The following is a 17,715-nucleotide window of genomic DNA, read 5'->3' as shown; positions in this document are numbered from 1 at the left end:
TCCGGGCTTTCTTCGCTGTCCAGGCTGGGCGGCGAGGCGGCAGACTGTCAGACTGCGGGCAGGGATTCTGCCGCCGGTAATCTATGTACGCCTTCACGCAACGCCAGGCCATCTTGGCCAGCTGGATCATCGTCTTCACCGCGCTCTATCTGGTTCTCCCGCTCAAGCTCCTGCCCAGCCTGCTGGCCGGCCTGCTGGTGTACGAACTGGTCAACACCCTGGCCGGGCGCCTGCAGCGGCAAATGCCCGGCGGCGGCGCGCGCTGGCTCGCCGTGGCCCTGCTCGGCGCCCTGGTGGTGAGCCTGCTGACGCTGTTCTTCGTCTGGTTCACCAGCTTCATCATCCAGGAAGTCCAGAACCCCGGGCGGCTGCTGGACAAGTTCATGGTGCTTACCGAGCGTGCCCGCGCCCAGCTGCCACCCTCGCTGGACGCCTACCTGCCAGCCAACGCCGACAGCATGAAGCAGGAGCTGGTGGAGTGGGTGCGCGCCCATGTGGCGCAACTGCAGCTGTTCGGTCGGGATGCGGCGCGGACCTTCGTCATCGTGCTGATCGGCATGATCCTCGGCGCCATCGTCGCCCTGCAGCCCACCCCTGATCCCGAGCGCCTGCGCCCGCTGTCCGGCGCGCTGCTGGTGCGGCTCGGCCTGGTGGCCCAGGCCTTTCGCAACATCGTCTTCGCCCAGATCAAGATCTCCCTGCTCAACACCACCCTGACCGGCATCTTCCTGCTCGGGGTGCTGCCGCTGTTCGACGTCCATTTGCCGCTGGCCAAGACCCTGGTGATCCTCACCTTCATCCTCGGTCTGCTGCCGGTGATCGGCAACCTGATGTCCAACACCCTGATCTTCATCGCCGGCCTGTCGCTGTCGATCTGGGTCGCGGTGGCGGCGCTGGGCTACCTGATCGCCATCCACAAGCTGGAATACTTCCTCAACGCTCGCATCGTCGGCGGCCAGATCAGCGCCCGTTCCTGGGAGTTGCTGGTGGCCATGCTGGTGTTCGAGGCGGCCTTCGGCCTGCCGGGGCTGGTGGCGGCGCCGGTGTATTACGCCTATCTCAAGAGCGAGTTGAAGGCGGAAGGGCTGGTGTGATGAACGGCCAGATCCGCGTCCTGGCGCTCTGTGTCCTGCGTCAGGGCAACCGCATCCTGGTGCGTGAGACGCAGGATCCGCACGATGGCCGAAGTTTCTGCCGGCCCCTGGGCGGTGGCGTGGAGTTCGGCGAAACCAGCCAGGCGGCCGTGCATCGCGAGATCCGCGAAGAGCTGGGCGTCGAGCTGGCCGAGTTGAGGCTGCTGGGCACCCTGGAATCGCTGTTCAGCTACGCGGGACGGCCGGGTCACGAGGTGGTGCTGGTCTACCTGGCCGAATTTGCCGATCGGCAGCTCTATGCGCAGACCGAGCTGCCCGGCCAAGAGAGCGATGGTGAAGCTTTCATGGCCACCTGGCGCTCGCTCGATTCCTTTGACGACACCTGCCGACTGGTCCCCGAAGGCCTGCTGGAGCTTGTCACCAGCGCTACCTGAGGCCTTTGCCGCTCACTAGCGATCCAGATTCGCCCACATGCGCTGCCAGAAGGCGCCGGCTTCTTCGTTGCTGGCGCGCCAGGTCTGTTCCAGGCGCAGGCGTTCGGGCGCCTCGAGATCCTCCGGGCAGGCCAGGTAGCGATCGGCGGCGGCCTGGGCCTCGGCCTGCAAGCGGCGCCATTCGCGCACGTCATCCAGCCAGCAGCGGCCGGTGACGGTCTCGTAGTACTGGTGGGCGATCGCGTCTTTGCTCATGGGGCTTTCCATATAGGGGATACAGCCCTAGACCGCACCTGAGGCACGGGGTGCCCGCCTCAGACGTCGAAGAAGTCCACATGGCCGTTTTCCAGGGTGTAGTAGGCGCCCACCACCTTGACCCGACCGTCCTGTTGCGGCGCGAGCAGGGTCGGCTCGGAGGCCGCGCGCAGCCGCCGGACCGTGCGCTGCACATTGCTGCGCACCGCGGCTTCCAACAGATCCGGTGGATTGCCGGCGCGGGCGCTGAGCACCGCCGGCAGGATGGGTTCGATCATGGCGCCGATGGCACCGGGATAGAGGGCGTTCTGCTCCACCACCGCCACCGCGGCTTCCACCGCGCCGCATTTCTCATGGCCCATGACCACGATCAGCGGCACCCCCAGCTGGCTGATGGCGTACTCCACCGAGCCCAGGGCGGTGGTGTCCAGGGTGTTGCCGGCGTTGCGCACGATAAACAACTCGCCCAGGCCACGGCCGAACAGCAGCTCCGGCGAGACCCGCGAATCCGAACAGGACACCAGCACGCAAAAGGGTGTCTGGCCCTTGGCGATCGCCAGACGCCGATCGCGGTTGGTTTCTCCATGCAGGGGCTGGTCGTCCATGAAGCCCTGGTTGCCGTCGATCAGCCGTTGCAGGGCCTGCTCGGCAGTGAGGGTGGTGTGGGCCTTGGCCGGCGCGGCCAGGGCAGGCAGGGCCAACGGGGCCAGGGCAGCGGCCACCGGCAGGCAGCAGGCGCAGTGCAGGAGTTGGCGACGTGACAGAGCGGGCTTCATCGGGACACCTCTTCGCGTGGGGGCGTGCCGGTACTGCGGTCTCCAGCGCTAGGGATAACTATTGTCCGCCGCCGCCGATCCTGCCAGGCGAGGCGGCGCGTATCCGACCCGTGGAAAAGCGCCAGGCATGAAAAAGCCGCGTCGGAACGCGGCTTCGGGACTCGCTCAGGCGGGCGTCACTGCCGCGCCAATACCGTGCTGCGACCGGCCTTGGGCGCGCCCGGCAGGGGGCTCAGGGCGCCGGTTTCCAGCCAGCGACGGACGCGGGTGGCATCGGCCATGTGGGTGAACTTGCCGAAGGCGTCCATCACCACGAAGGCCACTGGACGACCGGCCATCACGGTGCGCATCACCAGGCAGTGACCGGCCTTGTCGGTGTAGCCGGTCTTGGTCAGCTGCACACTCCAGTCGGCGTTGTAGACCAGGTGATTGGTATTGCGAAAGCCCAGCACATAGTTGGGATTGTGGAAGGCCTGGGTCTTTTCCGGGGTGGTGCTGAGCTGACCGAGCAGCGGATAGCGTTCGGTGGCCTTGAGCAGGGTGACCAGATCACGCGCGGTGGAGACGTTGAGCGGCGACAGGCCAGTGGGTTCGGCGTAGCGGGTGTTCTTCATGCCCAGGGCGCGAGCCTTGGCATTCATGGCGGCGACGAAGGCGCGCTGGCCACCTGGATAGTGGTGGGCGAGGCTGGTGGCGGCGCGGTTTTCCGAGGACATCAGCGCCAGTTGCAGCATGTCGCGCCGGGTCAGCTGACTGCCCAGGCGCACCCGCGAGAAGATGCCGCGCATGGCCGGATTCTCGCTGATGTCGATGTCGATGGTCTGCTCCAGCGGCAGCTTGGCATCGAGCACCACCAGGGCGGTCATCAGCTTGGTCACCGAGGCGATGGGGGCGACCTGATCGGGATTCTGGGAAAAGAGCACCTGGTTGGTCTTGAGGTCGACGACCAGGGCGTGGTTCGAGGCCAGGCGCTGGGCGGTGGCGGCAGCCGCGGCCTTGACCTTCGGTGGGGTCTGGGCCAGGACGGCCGGACTCAGCCCGACCAAGCCAGCCAGCAACAAGCCGGCGAGTTGATGACAGATCTTCACGGTAGCAGCTCTCAAAGGGGGCGGAATTAGAACAACCGCGAACGGCAATGCCCCTTGTAGATCAAGGACATTGCTCAGAGATTTCACGTCTTTTATCACCCGGAATGTCGGCTGGGAATCCGACAGGACAGCTTTTTTCACAGCGCGCTGGCAAAAAGTCACAATTAGTTGCAGATGGGCGACGAACGGCAGGGATGGCGGAGCGAAAGGGCGCCCGAGAAGGCTCGGACGCCTTGCCTTTCAGTCGTGGGCTTCCTGGGCGGCGGGGCCGAGCATGCTGCCGGTGACCAGGTAGCGCTCGTGCCAGGCCAGGGCCTCGGGCAGCAGGTGCGGGGTGTGCTTGCCGTGGCTGCCGGCCAGGGCGCGCGCGAAGTAGTCCTCCAGTGCCGGGCGGAAACTCGGATGCACGCAGTGTTCGAGGATGGCCCGGGCGCGCTGCTTGGGGCTGAGCATGCGCAGGTCGGCCAGGCCTTGGTCGGTGACGATCACCGAGACATCGTGCTCGGTGTGGTCGACGTGGCTGACCATGGGCACCAGGGTCGAGATCAGCCCGTTCTTGGCGGTGCTCGGCGCCATGAACACCGACAGATAGGCGTTGCGGGCGAAGTCGCCGGAGCCGCCGATGCCGTTCATCATCCCCGTGCCCATCTGGTGAGTGGAGTTGACGTTGCCATAGAGGTCGGCTTCGAGCATGCCGTTGAGGGCGATGCAACCCAGCCGCCGCACCAGTTCCGGGTGATTGCTGACCCCCTGCTGGCGCAGGATGATGCGCTGGCGCAGCGCTTCGGCGTGTTCGAGGAAGCGCTCGATGCCCGCCGGACTCAGGGAGAAGGACGTCGCCGAAGCCAATTCCATCTTGCCGCTGATGAGCAGTTCCAGCATGCCGTCCTGGATCACCTCGGTGAAGGCGGTCAGCCCTTCGAACTCGCTCTCGGCCAGGCCCTGCATGAAGGCGTTGGCGATGTTGCCGACCCCCGACTGGATCGGCAGCAGGTTGGCCGGGATGCGTCCCTGACGTACCTCGAAGCGGAGGAAGTCCAGCAGGTGCGCGGCGATGGCCTGGGAGGCGGCGTCCGGCGCCTTGAACGGGCTGTTGCGATCGGGGGCATCGGTCTCCACCACGGCCACCACCTTGTCCAGCGGTACCTCCAGGTAAGGCGAGCCGATGCGGTCGCCGGGATGGGCCAGCGGAATGGGCGTGCGGTGGGGCGGCAGGGCGCCGTCGGTGTAGATGTCGTGCATGCCGTCCAGGGCATCGGGCTGCCAGCGATTGACCTCGAGGATCACGGCATCGGCCATGTCCAGCCAGGTCTTGTTGTTGCCCACCGAGGAGGAGGGCACCAGCAGGCCGTCTTCGCGAATGGCGGCGATCTCCACCACCGCCACGTCGATCTTGCCGAAGAAGCCATAACGCACCTTTTCCGCCAGCTGGCCGAGGTGGATGTCCATGTACTCCAGGCCACCGGCGTTGATGCGGCTGCGCAACTCGGGATCGGACTGGAAGGGCACCCGCAACTCGATGCCATCGACCCGCGCCAGGGCACCGTCCAGCTCCGGTGCGGTGGAGGCACCGGTCAACACCTTGATGCGAAAGGGCTCGCCGGCGCCATGGCTGGCGGTGATGCGCTGGGCCAGGGCGCCGGGCACGGCCTTGGGATAACCGGCCCCGGTGAAACCGCTCATGCCCACGGTCATGCCGTGACGGATGAACTGCGCGGCCTGCTCGGCGCTCTGGCGCTTGGCGGCGAAACCGGGATGGCGAATACGGTGGGACATGACGACCTCTGCGGGTGTTATCGAAAGCACACTAAGAATGTGGATTCTACGCCGAAGGGATGCTTAGGTCCCTAAGCAAAAGGTCGGGTGGGCGGGGAAATTTTGGGGGAGTGGGGCGTAGGTTGGGTTGAGACGGCTTTACCGTCGAAGCCCAACGGTGCCTAGTCATTCCAAACATCGGTATTTGTAGGTTGGCGCTGAGCGCAGCGAAGCCCAACGGATTAGGGTTGTGGGTGCCCTAGCTGTTTATCGTGGTTTGCTGATGCTTTTTTTCGCCCACCCGGGCGAGTCACTTTTGCCAGTCGCGGCTACGCGCCCCGGACAAAAGTAACCAAAAACGCTGTCCCCACGTTTCGGCCCTCCGCTGCGCTCCGAGTGATTCGCTCCGCTCACCCTTCGGGCCAGCCAGTAGCTGTTACTCCGCTTCGCTACGTTTCCCTCGCTCCGGCGCCGTGGCAGGGGCACGGCACGAAGGGGCCTCCTGCCCCTCGCGCCTTGCTCGGCGTCCTGCCTCGCAACCCCAGCCACGACACCGGAACTCGGCCTCACTGACGGGGCCGGGGCGCAAGCCTGCTGCCTGGGTGTTCACAGGTTTGGAACTTGGAAAACCGCGCAGCGTTTTCCACTGAGGAGGTAACGCCTATCGCGTGGACAAGGCTGCGCCGTTGTCCACCCTACCGGTTTGCACCGAAGGCATCAGGTGCGCGAATCGCCTCGTTCAGGAGGGCGAACGCCGGCGTCGTGGAGTGGGTCGAGCCGCATGGATGCGGCGAGAGGCCTAACGGGACATGGACGGCCCGTGTAGGCCGACCCCGGAATGGCGCTGACGTGAGCGGACCTGGAGCGAAGCGGAAGGCCGGATGGTCGGGGCAAGCGTTTTGCTTACTTTTGCGGCGATTGGCAAAAGTGAGTCGCCCGGGTGGGCGAAACAAAAGTCATCCGAGCACTCGATAAGCAGCCAGGGCACCGATAAAGGCATCACGGCAACTTCCGCAATGTTGGGCTTCGCTATCGCTCAACCCAACCTACGGTGCTCCACTCGGGCCTCTGCCTCACGCCACCATCATGATCCACGGCACCCCGATCCCCAGCAGCACCAGCAGGAACAGCGCGCCGAAAATGGTCCCCAGTCGCCAGTAGTCGGCGCTGGGCAGGTAGCCGCTGCCGTAGTACACCGGACTTGGCCCGGTGCCATAGGGGGTGATGATGCCCATCAGCCCCAGCGAGGTGCCCAGCAGCAGGGCGAATACCGGCAGGTCGATGCCGGGGATGCCCATGCCGGCGGCCAGCATCACCGGCAGCAGCGCGGTGGTGTGGGCGGTGGAACTGGCGAACAGGTAGTGGGCGAGATAGAACACCGTGACCAGTACCACCATGGCGGTGCCGGCGTGGAAGCCGCCCAGGTGGCCGGCGACCCACTGGCCGAACCAGGCGACGAAGCCGACCCGGGTCAGGCCGTCGGCCAGGGCCACCAGGGTGGCGAACCAGGCGAAGGTGTTCCAGGCGGCCTTGTTGCCCAGGGCATCGTTCCAGGTGATGACCTTGAGCAGCAGCATCAGCACGATGACCAGGATCCCCACCAACGCCGGGTCGGCCCAGGCGGCGCCAAAGATCCACAGCGCCAGGGCGCCGATCACCAGGGCCAGCAGCAGCTTTTCATCGCGTGTCAGCGGGCCGAGCGCGGCCAGTTCCTTGGCCGCCCACAGCGGCACCTGGTCGTTGCGCTTGATCTCCGGTGGATACAGCCAATAGGCCAGCAGCGGCAGCAGGGCCAGCAGCAGGATGCCCATGGGCGCGGCGGCGATGAACCACTGGCCCCAGCTGATGTGCACCTGGGCGGTCTTCTCGATCAGGGCGGCGGCCAGCAGGTTGGGCGCCAGGGCAGTGAGGAACAGGGTACTGGTGACGCAGGTGGAGGAGATCGCCACCCACATCAGGTAGGAGCCGATGCGCCGCGCGCTGGGGTCGTTGGGCTTGGAATCGTAGAGCAGCGGCAGGTTGCGGATCACCGGGTAGACGGTGCCGCCGCTGCGCGCGGTGTTGGACGGGGTGAAGGGGGCCAGGGCCAGATCGGCCAGCATCACCGCGTAGCCCAGGGTCAGGGTCCGGCGGCCCATGGCCTTGACCAGCAGCAGGGCGATCCGCCGCCCGAGCCCGGTCTTCTCATAGCCCAGGGCGAACATGAAGGCACTGAAGATCAGCCAGACGGTGTTGTTGGAAAAGCCCGCCAGGCCCCATTTCAGCGCCTCCTGGGGCGCGCGAAAGCCCGGTGTCGCCAGTTGCGCCGGGCTGAACAGCACCCAGGGCGCCAGCAGGGCCGCCAGGGCTACCCCGATAAGGCCGATCACCGCGCCGGGCAGGGGTTCGAGGATCAGCCCCACCACCACCCCGGCGAAGAGGGCGAAGTACAGCCAGGCGTGAGCGGGCAGGCCCTCCGGTGCGGGCAGCAGCGCCAGCAATCCGGTGACGGCGAGGGGCAGCAGGAATTTCCAGGTGGTACGCATCGGGCGCTCGCAGATTCCGGTGGTCTCGGGAAACCGGCCTGGGCCGGGATGGCTGACGACAGGTCACCGCGTGCAGCGGCAACGCTGGCCCGGTAGGGGCCGGGGACGTCAGCGGCAGCAAGCTTTGCAAAGGGCAGCACCCTTTCCCAGCGCTCTGGCCGTGGTCATTCGTCGCAGTCCTGCGGTCTTAGGTTCCCTGAAGGCATTCTTTCGTTATCGAGAATGACTTGCAACAACCGATGGGCCGATCGCGCACCGATTGCACCCGCAGCTCGCATCGGCGAACAATCGGCCCTTCCGCCAATGACAACAACACGAGGATGAGCACCATGAAGTACCGCCTGGGAGAACACCGCGTCGACGCCCATCCGCACAGTTGGGTCGCGCCTACCGCCGCGGTGATCGGCAAGGTGCGCCTGGATGAAGGCGCCAGCGTCTGGTTTGGCGCGGTGCTGCGCGGTGACAACGAACTGATCCACATCGGCCCCGATAGCAACGTGCAGGACGGCGCCGTGCTGCACACCGATCCCGGCTCGCCGCTGACCCTGGGGCGCGGCGTCACCGTGGGGCACCAGGCCATGCTGCATGGCTGCGAGATCGGCGACGGCAGCCTGATCGGCATCCACGCGGTGGTGCTCAACGGCGCGCGCATCGGGCGCAACTGCCTGGTGGGCGCCAATGCCCTGGTCACCGAGAACGCGGTGATCCCCGATGGCTCCCTGGTGCTTGGCTCGCCGGCCAAGGTGGTGCGTACCCTGAGCGACGCCCAGCAGGCGCAGCTGGCGGCCAATGCCCAGGTCTATGTGGCCAATGCGCGACGCTACCTGGAGGAGTTGTTCGAGCAGGGGGAGTAGGGGCATCGCTTGGCGACAATGATAGGAGTCGACGCCGGACCACCCCCTCTCCCTCCGGGAGAGGGCTGGGGTGAGGGGGAGGTGCCAAAGCCTGTTGGGCTTCGCTGCGCTCAACCCAACCTACGACGATTCCCGTAGGTTGGGTTGAGACGGCTCCTTCGTCGAAGCCCAACACTGGCCGCGTAGCGTGAAAAACGGCGCAGCCTTTTCTATATGACCATCGCTGCCGGGCGCGCCCTCACCCCAACCCTCTCCCGAGGGGAGAGGGGGCTATCCGAGCGAGTGCTTGGGCTACCAGTTCGGTCGGGCGTGCGATCCATTGTCGCCCTGCTATCCACGGCGCCGGACCACCCCCTTCTCTCTTGCGGAGAGGGCCGGGGTGAGGGGGAGGTGCCAAAGCCTGTTGGGCTTCGCTGCGCTCAACCCAACCTACGGCGATTCCCGTAGGTTGGGTTGAGACGGCTCCATCGTCGAAGCCCAACACCGGCTGCGCAGCGTGAAAAACGGCGCAGCCTTTTCTACCGGAAGATTTGTTGCCCGGCGCGCCCTCACCCCAACCCTCTCCCAGGGGGGAGAGGGGGCTATCCGAGCAGGCGGCGGACCGCCTTGGCCGCGATGAGCCTCTACCTCATGGCTTCTCGAAGCGATAGAACAGATTCGGCTCGCTGACCACATACAGCCGGCCCTGGTCGTCCATGGCCACGCCCTCGGCCTGGGGCACGCTGCGGCTCAGGCCGTGCTGGCCGCGCAGCAGCGACAGGGAGCTGATCGGCTTGCCGTCGTCATCCAGCTCCAGTACCAGCCGCGACTGATCGGAGAGCGCCAGCAGGTGGCCGGTGCCAGGGTCGAATTGCAGGCTGGAGAGGTCACGCACGAACAGGCGGCGGTCACGCTTGGGGTCGCTGCGCAGCGACAAGGCCTGCAGGCCCTCGAAGGCTTCGCTGCCCAGGCCGTCGATCTCGTAGATGCGTACCGGATCGCTTTCCTTGGCGACGAAGAAGCGCTCGCGGGCCGCGTCGTAGGCCAGGCCTTCGTTGCCGCGGTTGTCGCTTTCCACATCGCTCAGGCTGAAGGGATGACTGACCTGGCGGTCGTCGATGTCCACCACCTGGGTGTCGGCGCCGATATGTACCCGCACCAGGCGTTGGCGGCGCTCTTCGCTGATCATGTACACACCCGGCTTGATGTACTCGATGGCTTCCGGATCACTGAAGCCCTTGAGGTCCACCTGGCGTAGCAGCCGGCCGTCCAGGTCGAGTTCGAGAAAACGCGCCGGCTTGTTGGTGACGCTGACCAGGGTGCGGCGATCCGGATCGAAGCTCAGCGCCGAGACGTCGGTGATGCCCTCGCCGATGGAACGCGCTTCCACGGTGACGCGATAGCTCGGCAGCCACAGCGAGCGGGCCTGCCGACTCTCGGCCTGGAGCTGGCTCTGGACGTTGAACCAGAGGCGCTCGAACAGCCGGTGCTGCTGGGCCACCAGGGTCAGGGTCAGCAGCAGGGCGGCGCCCAACAGGGCACCCAGGGTGCGCGGGGAAAACAGCGGAAGCATCGACAGGGTCCTGAGGCGGTGATGCCGCGCAGCCTAAGGGCGCCACCCTGAATTCAAGCTGAATAGGCGCTCATTGCGCCGCTTTGGACACCTTGTGAAACACGTGGAAGAGATTGGGTTCACCAATCAGGTAGAGATTGCCGGCCTCATCGAGGGCCACGCCTTCCGGCTGTTCCATGGTCGCCTTGAGGCCGTGCAGACCATTTCTGAGGCTGATGAAGCTGACCGGTGAACCTTCCGCGGTCAGCTCCACCAGGGTGTGGGACTGATCAGACAGCGCCAGCAGGTGACCGGTGCGCGGATCGACCGCCACCGCGGAGTAGTCGATCACCAGCTGCTTGAGGGGAAAGGGCTGGAGGGTACCGGTAACGCCGCGGCCGTCGCTGGCCAGGGTGAAGAGGGCGGCCGGGTCGCGCTCCTTGCTGAGGATCAAGCGTTGGCGCCGTGGATCCCAGGCGATGCCTTCGAAGCCCTTGTTGCCGGCGTCGGGAAAGCCCAGGTCATGATGCTCGAAGGTGTTGGCGTCCAGCTCCTGGGTGTCGTCCGCCAGTTGGAACAGCGACAGCCGCCGCTGGCGCTCGTCGACGATGGCCAGGCGCCCGTCTTCCAGGGCGGTCACGCCTTCAAGGTTGGCGACGTTGCGGATCGGGATGCGCCTGAGGATGTCGCCGGTTAGGCTCAATTGCACCAGGTAGGGCGTATTGCCGGTGACGGCGAAGAGGGTGCGGGTGCGGGGATCGTAGGTGAGGTCGGAAGTCTCGGCTTCGGCCAGGCCCGGCAGCGGCTTGCCCTGGATCACCGCCTGGTAGTCCGGCAACCAGACCGCCTGGGCCCGTACTTCCGGCGGCGTGCGGTATTCCTGCCACCAGAGCAGCGCCCTATCGTTCCAGTGCCAGACGAAGGTGAGGACGATCAGCACCAGCAGGACGAAGGCGGGGAGGAGGCGGAACAGGATGAGGCGGGGGAGTCTGGACATGCGGGCTCGTACGGCTTCTTGTTATGGCTTGTCTGCACAGTCGCCGAGCGTAGGCACTTTTCAGGCAAAGCCTAGAGCGTCGTGGCCGTGCCGGTACACCATCGCCAGGCACCCGCCAGGCGACGGTGGGGTGGCGGGGGTCATAGCACGCGGGTTTCGAAGCGGCTAACGTCCGGCAGCTCCAGCACCAGTTGATCGCCCACGTTGAGCGGTCCGACACCTACCGGTGTGCCGGTGAGGATGACGTCACCCGGTTGCAGGGAGAAATGCCCGGCGATGGTCTGGATCAGCGGCAGGATGGGGTTGAGCATGTCGCGGCTGTTGCCGTCCTGGCGCACCTCGCCGTTGATGGTCAGGCGCACCGGGATGTCGGCCAGGTCCTCGAAGGCATCGCCCGGCACGAAGGGCGCGAGCACGCAGGCGCCGTCGAAGCTCTTGGCGATCTCCCAGGGATAGCCCTTTTCCTTGAGGCGGCTCTGCACGTCCCTGAGGGTCAGGTCCAGGGCGGGGGCGAAGCCGGAGAGGGCGTCGCGGACTTCCTCTGGCGAAGGCTTCTTCGACAGCGGCTTGCCGATCAGCACGGCGATCTCGGCCTCGTAGTGCACCGAACCCTGATCGGTGGGAATGGCGAAGCCCTCGGCCACCGGCACCACGCAGCTGGCCGGCTTGATGAACAGCAGGGGCTCGGAGGGCACCGGGTTGTTCAGCTCCTTGGCGTGCTCGGCGTAGTTGCGGCCGATGCAGACGACCTTGCCCAGGGGGAAGTGGATCTTGGTGCCATCGAGGTACTGGTGCTGGTAGGCCATGGGGTGCTCCTGGTGAGTGGCGTCTGCGGGCGATCTTGACCCCACGATCTTAACCAAAAGCGGACGCCGCGGCGCGATGCGGGTCGCAAGGTGCTCATGGTCGCCCTGAGAAAGCTTCAGGTCGCAACCGGACCTGCATCCGGCTGCGCATGCTAAGATAGCGACCCCTTTGCCGCTGGCTGACCTGGCCTGCGCCGCGCCGGCATCCTTCTCCCTGGACACTCTGGATTCAACGCAGATGAGCAAGACTTCCCTCGACAAGAGCAAGATCCGCTTCCTTCTCCTGGAAGGCGTCCACCAGTCCGCCGTGGATATCCTGAAGTCCGCGGGTTACAGCAACATCGAGTACGTCACCAGCTCCCTGCCGGATGCCCAGCTCAAGGAAAAGATCGCCGACGCCCACTTCATCGGCATCCGCTCGCGCACCCAGCTCACCGAAGAGGTGTTCGACTGCGCCAAGAAGCTGGTCGCCGTCGGCTGCTTCTGCATCGGCACCAACCAGGTCGACCTGCAGGCCGCCCGCGAGCGCGGCATCGCCGTGTTCAACGCCCCCTATTCCAACACCCGTTCGGTCGCCGAGCTGGTGCTGGCCGAGGCCATCCTGCTGCTGCGCGGCATCCCGGCCAAGAACGCCTCCTGCCACCGCGGCGGCTGGATCAAGAGCGCGGCCAACTCCTTCGAGATCCGTGGCAAGAAGCTCGGCATCATCGGCTACGGCTCCATCGGCACTCAGCTGTCGGTGCTGGCCGAGGGCCTGGGCATGCAGGTGTTCTTCTATGACGTCATCACCAAGCTGCCTCTGGGCAACGCCCAGCAGGTCGGCTCCCTGACCGAGCTGCTCGGCATGAGCGACATCGTCACCCTGCACGTGCCGGAAACCCCCGCCACCCAGCTGATGATGGGTGAGCGCGAGATCCGTGCCATCAAGAAGGGCGGCATCCTGATCAACGCCGCGCGCGGCACCGTGGTCGATCTCGACGCCCTGGCCGCCGCCATCAAGGACGAGCACCTGATCGGCGCCGCCATCGACGTCTTCCCAGTGGAGCCGCGTTCCAACAACGACGAGTTCGTCTCGCCGCTGCGTGGCCTGGACAATGTCATCCTGACCCCGCACATCGGTGGCTCCACCGCCGAGGCCCAGGCCAACATCGGCCTGGAAGTGGCCGAGAAGCTGGTCAAGTACAGCGACAACGGTACCTCGGTGTCCTCGGTCAACTTCCCTGAAGTGGCCCTGCCGTCGCACCCGGGCAAGCACCGCCTGCTGCACATCCACCAGAACGTGCCGGGCGTGCTGTCGGAGATCAACCGGGTCTTCTCCGAGAGCGGCATCAACATCTCCGGTCAGTACCTGCAGACCGACGAGAAGGTCGGCTACGTGGTGATCGACGTCGACGCCGACTACTCCGACCTGGCCCAGGAAAAGCTGCAGAACATCAAGGGCACCATCCGTTGCCGCGTGCTGTTCTAAGCATCCCCGCGCCATGAAAAAGCCCCGGTCGGGTTCGCCTGACCGGGGCTTTTTTGTGGGCTCAGCGTTTGAGCGGTGTTGGGCTTCGCTGCGCTCAACCCAACCTACTCAAACCTCGTAGGTTGGGTTGAGACGGCTCCATCGTCGAAGCCCAACAGCCGGCCAGCCAAGAAATGCTGATTCAGCTGCGCTCCAACCGCTCCACGCCCTGGGCGGTGCCCAAGAGCAGCACGTCCGCCGGGCGGGCGGCGAAGAGGCCGTTGGCGACCACGCCGACGATGTTGTTGATCCGGGCCTCCAGGCCCACCGGATCGACGATGTGCATGTTGTGCACGTCGAGGATGACGTTGCCGTTGTCGGTCACCACGCCGTCGCGGTATTCCGGGTCGCCGCCCAGTTTCACCAGCTCGCGGGCCACGTGGCTGCGGGCCATGGGGATGACTTCCACCGGCAGCGGGAATTCGCCGAGGACGTCGACGCGCTTGCTGGCGTCGGCGATGCAGATGAATTTGCGCGCCACCGCGGCGACGATCTTCTCGCGGGTCAGGGCCGCGCCGCCGCCCTTGATTAGGTTGAGGTGGCCGTCGGCTTCGTCGGCGCCGTCCACGTAGAATTCCAGGTCGCTGACGCCGTTGAGGTCATAGACGGTGATGCCGTGGCGCTTCAGCCGGTCGGCGGTGGCCTGGGAGCTGGCCACGGCGCCGTCGAATTCCAGCTTGTGCTTGGCCAGCAGGTCGATGAAGAAGTTGGCGGTCGAGCCGGTGCCCACGCCGACCACGCTGTCGCGGGAGAGCTGGGGAAGGATGAGGTCGACCGCGGCCTGGGCGACGGCCTGCTTGAGCTGGTCCTGATTCATGGGGGTATCCGCAGAGAAACGGGTGAAGGGTCGCCGATTATAGCCGCTCGGACGGCCTGGCTAACCTACCCGGGAGTGCCCGTAGTAGACTTTTCGCCCCCGCCGCACCCACCGGATCGTCCCGCCGATGCTCGAACAGTATGTGAAGAAGACCCTGCTCGCCCCCGTCTACGACGTGGCCATCGAGACGCCCCTGCAACCGGCGCGGGCGCTGTCCGAGCGGCTGGGCTGCCAGGTGCTGCTCAAGCGCGAAGACCTGCAACCGGTGTTTTCCTTCAAGATCCGCGGCGCCTACACCAAGCTGGCCAGCCTCTCGACCGAAGAGAAGGCCCGTGGGGTGATCGCCGCCAGCGCCGGCAACCACGCCCAGGGCCTGGCCCTGGCGGCCCGCGAACTGGGCGTGCGGGCGATCATCGTCATGCCGCGCACCACCCCCGAGCTCAAGGTCATCGGCGTGCAGTCCCGTGGCGGCGAAGTGGTGCTGCACGGCGACGCCTTTCCCGAGGCCCTGGCCGAGGCGCTGCGCCTGGTCGAGGAGCAGGGCTACACCTTCGTCCCGCCCTATGACGATCCGGACGTCATCGCCGGCCAGGGCACCGTGGCCATGGAGATCCTGCGCCAGCACCCCGGGCGCCTGGACGCCATCTTCGTCCCCGTGGGGGGTGGCGGCCTGATCGCCGGTATCGCCGCCTATGTGAAATACCTGCGCCCCGAGATCAAGGTCATCGGCGTCGAGCCCGATGACTCCAACTGCCTGCAGCAGGCCATGGCGGCGGGTGAGCGAGTGGTCTTGCCGCGAGTCGGGCTGTTCGCCGATGGCGTGGCCGTGGCCCAGATCGGCCACCATACCTTCGAGATCTGCCGGCGTTATGTGGACGAGGTGATCACCGTCAGCTCGGACGAGATCTGCGCGGCGATCAAGGACATCTACGACGACACCCGCTCCATCACCGAACCCTCGGGCGCCCTGGGCGTGGCCGGGATCAAGAAGTACGCCGAGCGCGCCGCCAGTGGCGGCCAGGTGCTGGTGGCCATCGATTCCGGCGCCAACATCAACTTCGACCGCCTGAGACACGTGGCCGAACGCGCCGAACTGGGCGAGCAGCGCGAAGCCATCATCGCCGTGACCATCCCCGAGCGGCCAGGGAGCTTCCGGGCCTTCTGCGAGGCCCTGGGCCGGCGGCAGATCACCGAATTCAACTATCGCTACCACACCGGCCAGGAAGCCCATATCTTCGTCGGCGTCCAGACCCATCCCCAGCGCGATCCGCGTGAGGCCTTGCTGCAGGGACTACGCGACCAGGGTTTTCCGGTGCTGGACCTGACCGACAACGAACTGGCCAAGTTGCACATCCGCCACACCGTGGGTGGCCATGCCATGCGGGTCGACCAGGAACAGGTGTTTCGCTTCGAATTCCCCGAGCGGCCCGGGGCGCTGTTCGATTTCCTCGAACGCCTAGGCGGCCGCTGGAACATCAGCATGTTCCATTATCGTAACCATGGCGCGGCGGACGGGCGGGTATTCGCGGCGCTGGAGGCCAGTCATGCCGAACGACCGGAGCTGCTGGCGACCCTGGATGCCATCGGCTATCGCTATTGGGATGAGACGGAGAATCCGGCGTACCGGTTGTTCCTGGGCTAAGGTCTGGTGGTGTTGGGCTTCGGCGCGCTCAGCGCCAACCTACGGGTAGGGTGCCTTATCCACCGTTGACACCGTGACCTGTCAGTAGAAAAGGCTACGCCGTTTTCCACGCTACGGGGTTCAATCGCCCCCTCTCCCTCTGGGAGAGGGCTGGGGTGAGGGTAACCAGCGAGAAGTTAAGCTGTTGGGCTTCGCTGCGCTCAGCGCCAACCTACGGGTAGGGTGCCTTATCCACCGTTGACACCGTGACCTGTCAGTGGAAAAGGCTGCGCCGTTTTCCACGCTACGGGGTTCAACCGCCCCCTCTCCCTTGGGGAGAGGGCTGGGGTGAGGGAGGCCAGACACCGCCAGTCCTGCCCGTTGGGCTTCGCTGCGCTCAGCGCCAACCTACGACGCCGGCTCCTCCACGCTGATATCTGTCAACCCATGCACTTCGGCTTGCCGCATGATGGCCGCGGCGGGGGCATCGGCAGGCGGCAGGGCCAGGCTGTTCTCGGCGTCGGCGCGCAGGTGTTCCAGCACGGCGAGGGCCGCTTCATGGGGCGCGAGCGTCGCCTGCGGATGGTCGAGATCGAGCTGGCGGGGTTCGCCGTCCTTGCGGTAGTGGACGCGAAAGTGGGGCATAACGGCGGCCTCCAGGTAGGTCTCTAGACAGACCCGCCCGGACGCGCCGCCGTTCCGGGCTACTTGAGGATCACCAGCTTGCCCTTGAGGGCGACGCCGGCGATGAAGGCGCCGGCGTGGCATTCGTAGCGGGTGGGATCACTCCACTCGTTCTTCTTGTAGTAGCTGGTGATGTCGGTGACGGCATTGGCACCGGCGGCCTTGGCCGCTTCCTGCAGGCGGATCAGCGCCGATTGCAGCACCCAGCGGCAGGCGACCTCGTCGGTCTTGTTGAAGGCGTTGGTCTTCTGGTTGGTGGTGATGCTGGAGTTGACCACCGTGGCCTTGCCCGGCACCGGGTTGCCGGCCAGGTAGAACTTCACGCTGCCATCCAGGCGCTTGGCGGCCAGGGCTTCCTGGACCACTTCGGCGAAAGGCAGCTGCAGGGTGGTGTCGCGGGCCTGGGCGGCGCCGGGCAGCAGCGCGGCCAGGCTCAGGGTGAGGGCGAGGGTGGAGGCGAGGATACGCATGGTGACTTCCTTGTGGTGGTGGGGATGACTGTTTAACCCAGAACGCCCGCCCCGTCAGCCGCGGGACCGGCGTTCTGTGCTATCGCGCAGGCCGCGGAGGGTCACTCCGCGGCGGCAGCGGGGGCGGGCAACTGCAGTTGCCGGCGGATGTCGGCGTCGAGCAGCTGGACCCATTTGTTGTAGTTGCGATGGATGCGCTCGCCGTCGTAGTCGAGGCCGGCGCTGTCGCGGTAGCGGATCTGGTAGCCCTTGGTGCTGTAGGGGATGTCGACCCAGGCCTGGTGGCGATCGCGCACCACGATGCTGGCGACCACCAGGCCGGGGCTCTCCTGGCCGACGCTCCAGCCACGGCGTTCGAGGGTGTCGACGATGGCGCGCCGGACATCGGCGGCGTTCTCCGCTCGATCGGCGGGAAAGACCTCCCGGGGCGTCACCAGGGGCACGCGGGTGCAGGCCGCCAGGAACAGCAGAGCGGAGACGAGCAGCAGGCGACGCAACATG

The 17,715-nt window shown here is 66.1% G+C and carries 17 protein-coding genes; 5 read left to right on the top strand and 12 right to left on the bottom strand.

Annotation, left to right across the window (positions count from 1 at the left end; translation table 11 throughout):
• The first annotated feature begins 83 nt into the window (after positions 1–83).
• Both FEZ61_RS02795 and FEZ61_RS02790 read left to right on the top strand, forming a co-directional pair.
• Complete coding sequence (locus FEZ61_RS02795; protein ID WP_064308407.1) at positions 84–1,094, top strand: AI-2E family transporter; 1,011 nt, start codon at positions 84–86, stop codon at positions 1,092–1,094.
• Positions 1,094–1,528 carry an NUDIX hydrolase gene (locus FEZ61_RS02790; protein ID WP_017639996.1) on the top strand — a complete coding sequence of 145 codons (435 nt, stop codon included), beginning with the start codon at positions 1,094–1,096 and terminating at the stop codon, positions 1,526–1,528. The genes FEZ61_RS02795 and FEZ61_RS02790 overlap by 1 nt, the downstream gene beginning before the upstream one ends.
• Before the next feature lie 15 nt (positions 1,529–1,543).
• Here the strand turns inward: FEZ61_RS02790 and FEZ61_RS02785 are convergent, their stop codons facing one another.
• From FEZ61_RS02785 to FEZ61_RS02765, 5 genes are all read right to left on the bottom strand, one after another.
• Positions 1,544–1,783, bottom strand: coding sequence for a hypothetical protein (locus FEZ61_RS02785; RefSeq protein ID WP_017639995.1), 240 nt, complete (start codon positions 1,781–1,783; stop codon positions 1,544–1,546).
• 59 nt (positions 1,784–1,842) lie between these two features.
• Entirely contained in the window at positions 1,843–2,559 is a 717-nt protein-coding gene (locus tag FEZ61_RS02780) for a carbonic anhydrase (RefSeq protein WP_017639994.1), read from the bottom strand.
• A 176-nt stretch (positions 2,560–2,735) separates the two neighbouring features.
• Positions 2,736–3,641 (bottom strand): D-alanyl-D-alanine endopeptidase, encoded by a 906-nt coding sequence (gene pbpG, locus FEZ61_RS02775; RefSeq protein WP_026083723.1) that lies wholly within the window; start codon positions 3,639–3,641, stop codon positions 2,736–2,738.
• Between the two features lie 246 nt (positions 3,642–3,887).
• The gene (locus FEZ61_RS02770; RefSeq protein WP_173147104.1) at positions 3,888–5,423 is read right to left on the bottom strand and encodes an acetyl-CoA hydrolase/transferase family protein; all 1,536 of its coding nucleotides are present in this window, start codon (positions 5,421–5,423) and stop codon (positions 3,888–3,890) included.
• A gap of 1,052 nt (positions 5,424–6,475) precedes the next feature.
• A complete protein-coding gene (locus FEZ61_RS02765) occupies positions 6,476–7,927 on the bottom strand; it encodes an anion permease (protein ID WP_017639991.1) in 1,452 nt (483 codons plus the stop codon).
• 329 nt (positions 7,928–8,256) lie between these two features.
• Between FEZ61_RS02765 and FEZ61_RS02760 the strand changes: the two genes are divergently transcribed.
• Positions 8,257–8,781 carry a gamma carbonic anhydrase family protein gene (locus FEZ61_RS02760; RefSeq protein ID WP_017639990.1) on the top strand — a complete coding sequence of 175 codons (525 nt, stop codon included), beginning with the start codon at positions 8,257–8,259 and terminating at the stop codon, positions 8,779–8,781.
• Between the two features lie 628 nt (positions 8,782–9,409).
• Here FEZ61_RS02760 and FEZ61_RS02755 read toward each other — a convergent pair.
• The 3 genes from FEZ61_RS02755 to FEZ61_RS02745 all read right to left on the bottom strand — a co-directional run bounded on the left by FEZ61_RS02755 (position 9,410) and on the right by FEZ61_RS02745 (position 12,115).
• On the bottom strand, positions 9,410–10,333 hold the full coding sequence (locus FEZ61_RS02755) for an SdiA-regulated domain-containing protein (RefSeq protein WP_173147102.1): 924 nt from the start codon (positions 10,331–10,333) through the stop codon (positions 9,410–9,412).
• A gap of 70 nt (positions 10,334–10,403) precedes the next feature.
• Positions 10,404–11,309 (bottom strand): SdiA-regulated domain-containing protein, encoded by a 906-nt coding sequence (locus tag FEZ61_RS02750; RefSeq protein ID WP_064307601.1) that lies wholly within the window; start codon positions 11,307–11,309, stop codon positions 10,404–10,406.
• Between the two features lie 140 nt (positions 11,310–11,449).
• A complete protein-coding gene (locus FEZ61_RS02745) occupies positions 11,450–12,115 on the bottom strand; it encodes a fumarylacetoacetate hydrolase family protein (RefSeq protein WP_173147100.1) in 666 nt (221 codons plus the stop codon).
• A 238-nt stretch (positions 12,116–12,353) separates the two neighbouring features.
• Between FEZ61_RS02745 and serA the strand changes: the two genes are divergently transcribed.
• Positions 12,354–13,583: a phosphoglycerate dehydrogenase gene (serA, locus tag FEZ61_RS02740; protein WP_017639986.1), complete on the top strand. Its 1,230-nt coding sequence runs from the start codon at positions 12,354–12,356 to the stop codon at positions 13,581–13,583.
• A gap of 181 nt (positions 13,584–13,764) precedes the next feature.
• On the opposite strand, the gene rpiA is transcribed toward serA, so the two are convergent.
• The gene (gene rpiA / locus FEZ61_RS02735) at positions 13,765–14,439 is read right to left on the bottom strand and encodes a ribose-5-phosphate isomerase RpiA (protein WP_173147098.1); all 675 of its coding nucleotides are present in this window, start codon (positions 14,437–14,439) and stop codon (positions 13,765–13,767) included.
• 127 nt (positions 14,440–14,566) lie between these two features.
• Here rpiA and ilvA point away from each other — a divergent pair, with 127 nt between their 5' ends.
• Complete coding sequence (ilvA, locus tag FEZ61_RS02730) at positions 14,567–16,081, top strand: threonine ammonia-lyase, biosynthetic (RefSeq protein WP_173147095.1); 1,515 nt, start codon at positions 14,567–14,569, stop codon at positions 16,079–16,081.
• 387 nt (positions 16,082–16,468) lie between these two features.
• Here the strand turns inward: ilvA and FEZ61_RS02725 are convergent, their stop codons facing one another.
• From FEZ61_RS02725 to FEZ61_RS02715, 3 genes are all read right to left on the bottom strand, one after another.
• Complete coding sequence (locus tag FEZ61_RS02725; RefSeq protein WP_017642740.1) at positions 16,469–16,705, bottom strand: hypothetical protein; 237 nt, start codon at positions 16,703–16,705, stop codon at positions 16,469–16,471.
• 59 nt (positions 16,706–16,764) lie between these two features.
• A complete protein-coding gene (locus FEZ61_RS02720) occupies positions 16,765–17,214 on the bottom strand; it encodes an excinuclease (protein ID WP_173147093.1) in 450 nt (149 codons plus the stop codon).
• Between the two features lie 101 nt (positions 17,215–17,315).
• Complete coding sequence (locus FEZ61_RS02715) at positions 17,316–17,714, bottom strand: hypothetical protein (RefSeq protein ID WP_173147091.1); 399 nt, start codon at positions 17,712–17,714, stop codon at positions 17,316–17,318.
• Position 17,715 lies beyond the last annotated feature (1 nt).

It is taken from the genome of Pseudomonas sp. MS15a(2019), from assembly GCF_013277805.1.
GTDB lineage: Bacteria > Pseudomonadota > Gammaproteobacteria > Pseudomonadales > Pseudomonadaceae > Chryseomonas > Chryseomonas benzopyrenica.
Note: the sequence above shows the minus strand (reverse complement) of the source record. Positions and strands in the feature narration are given on the sequence as shown.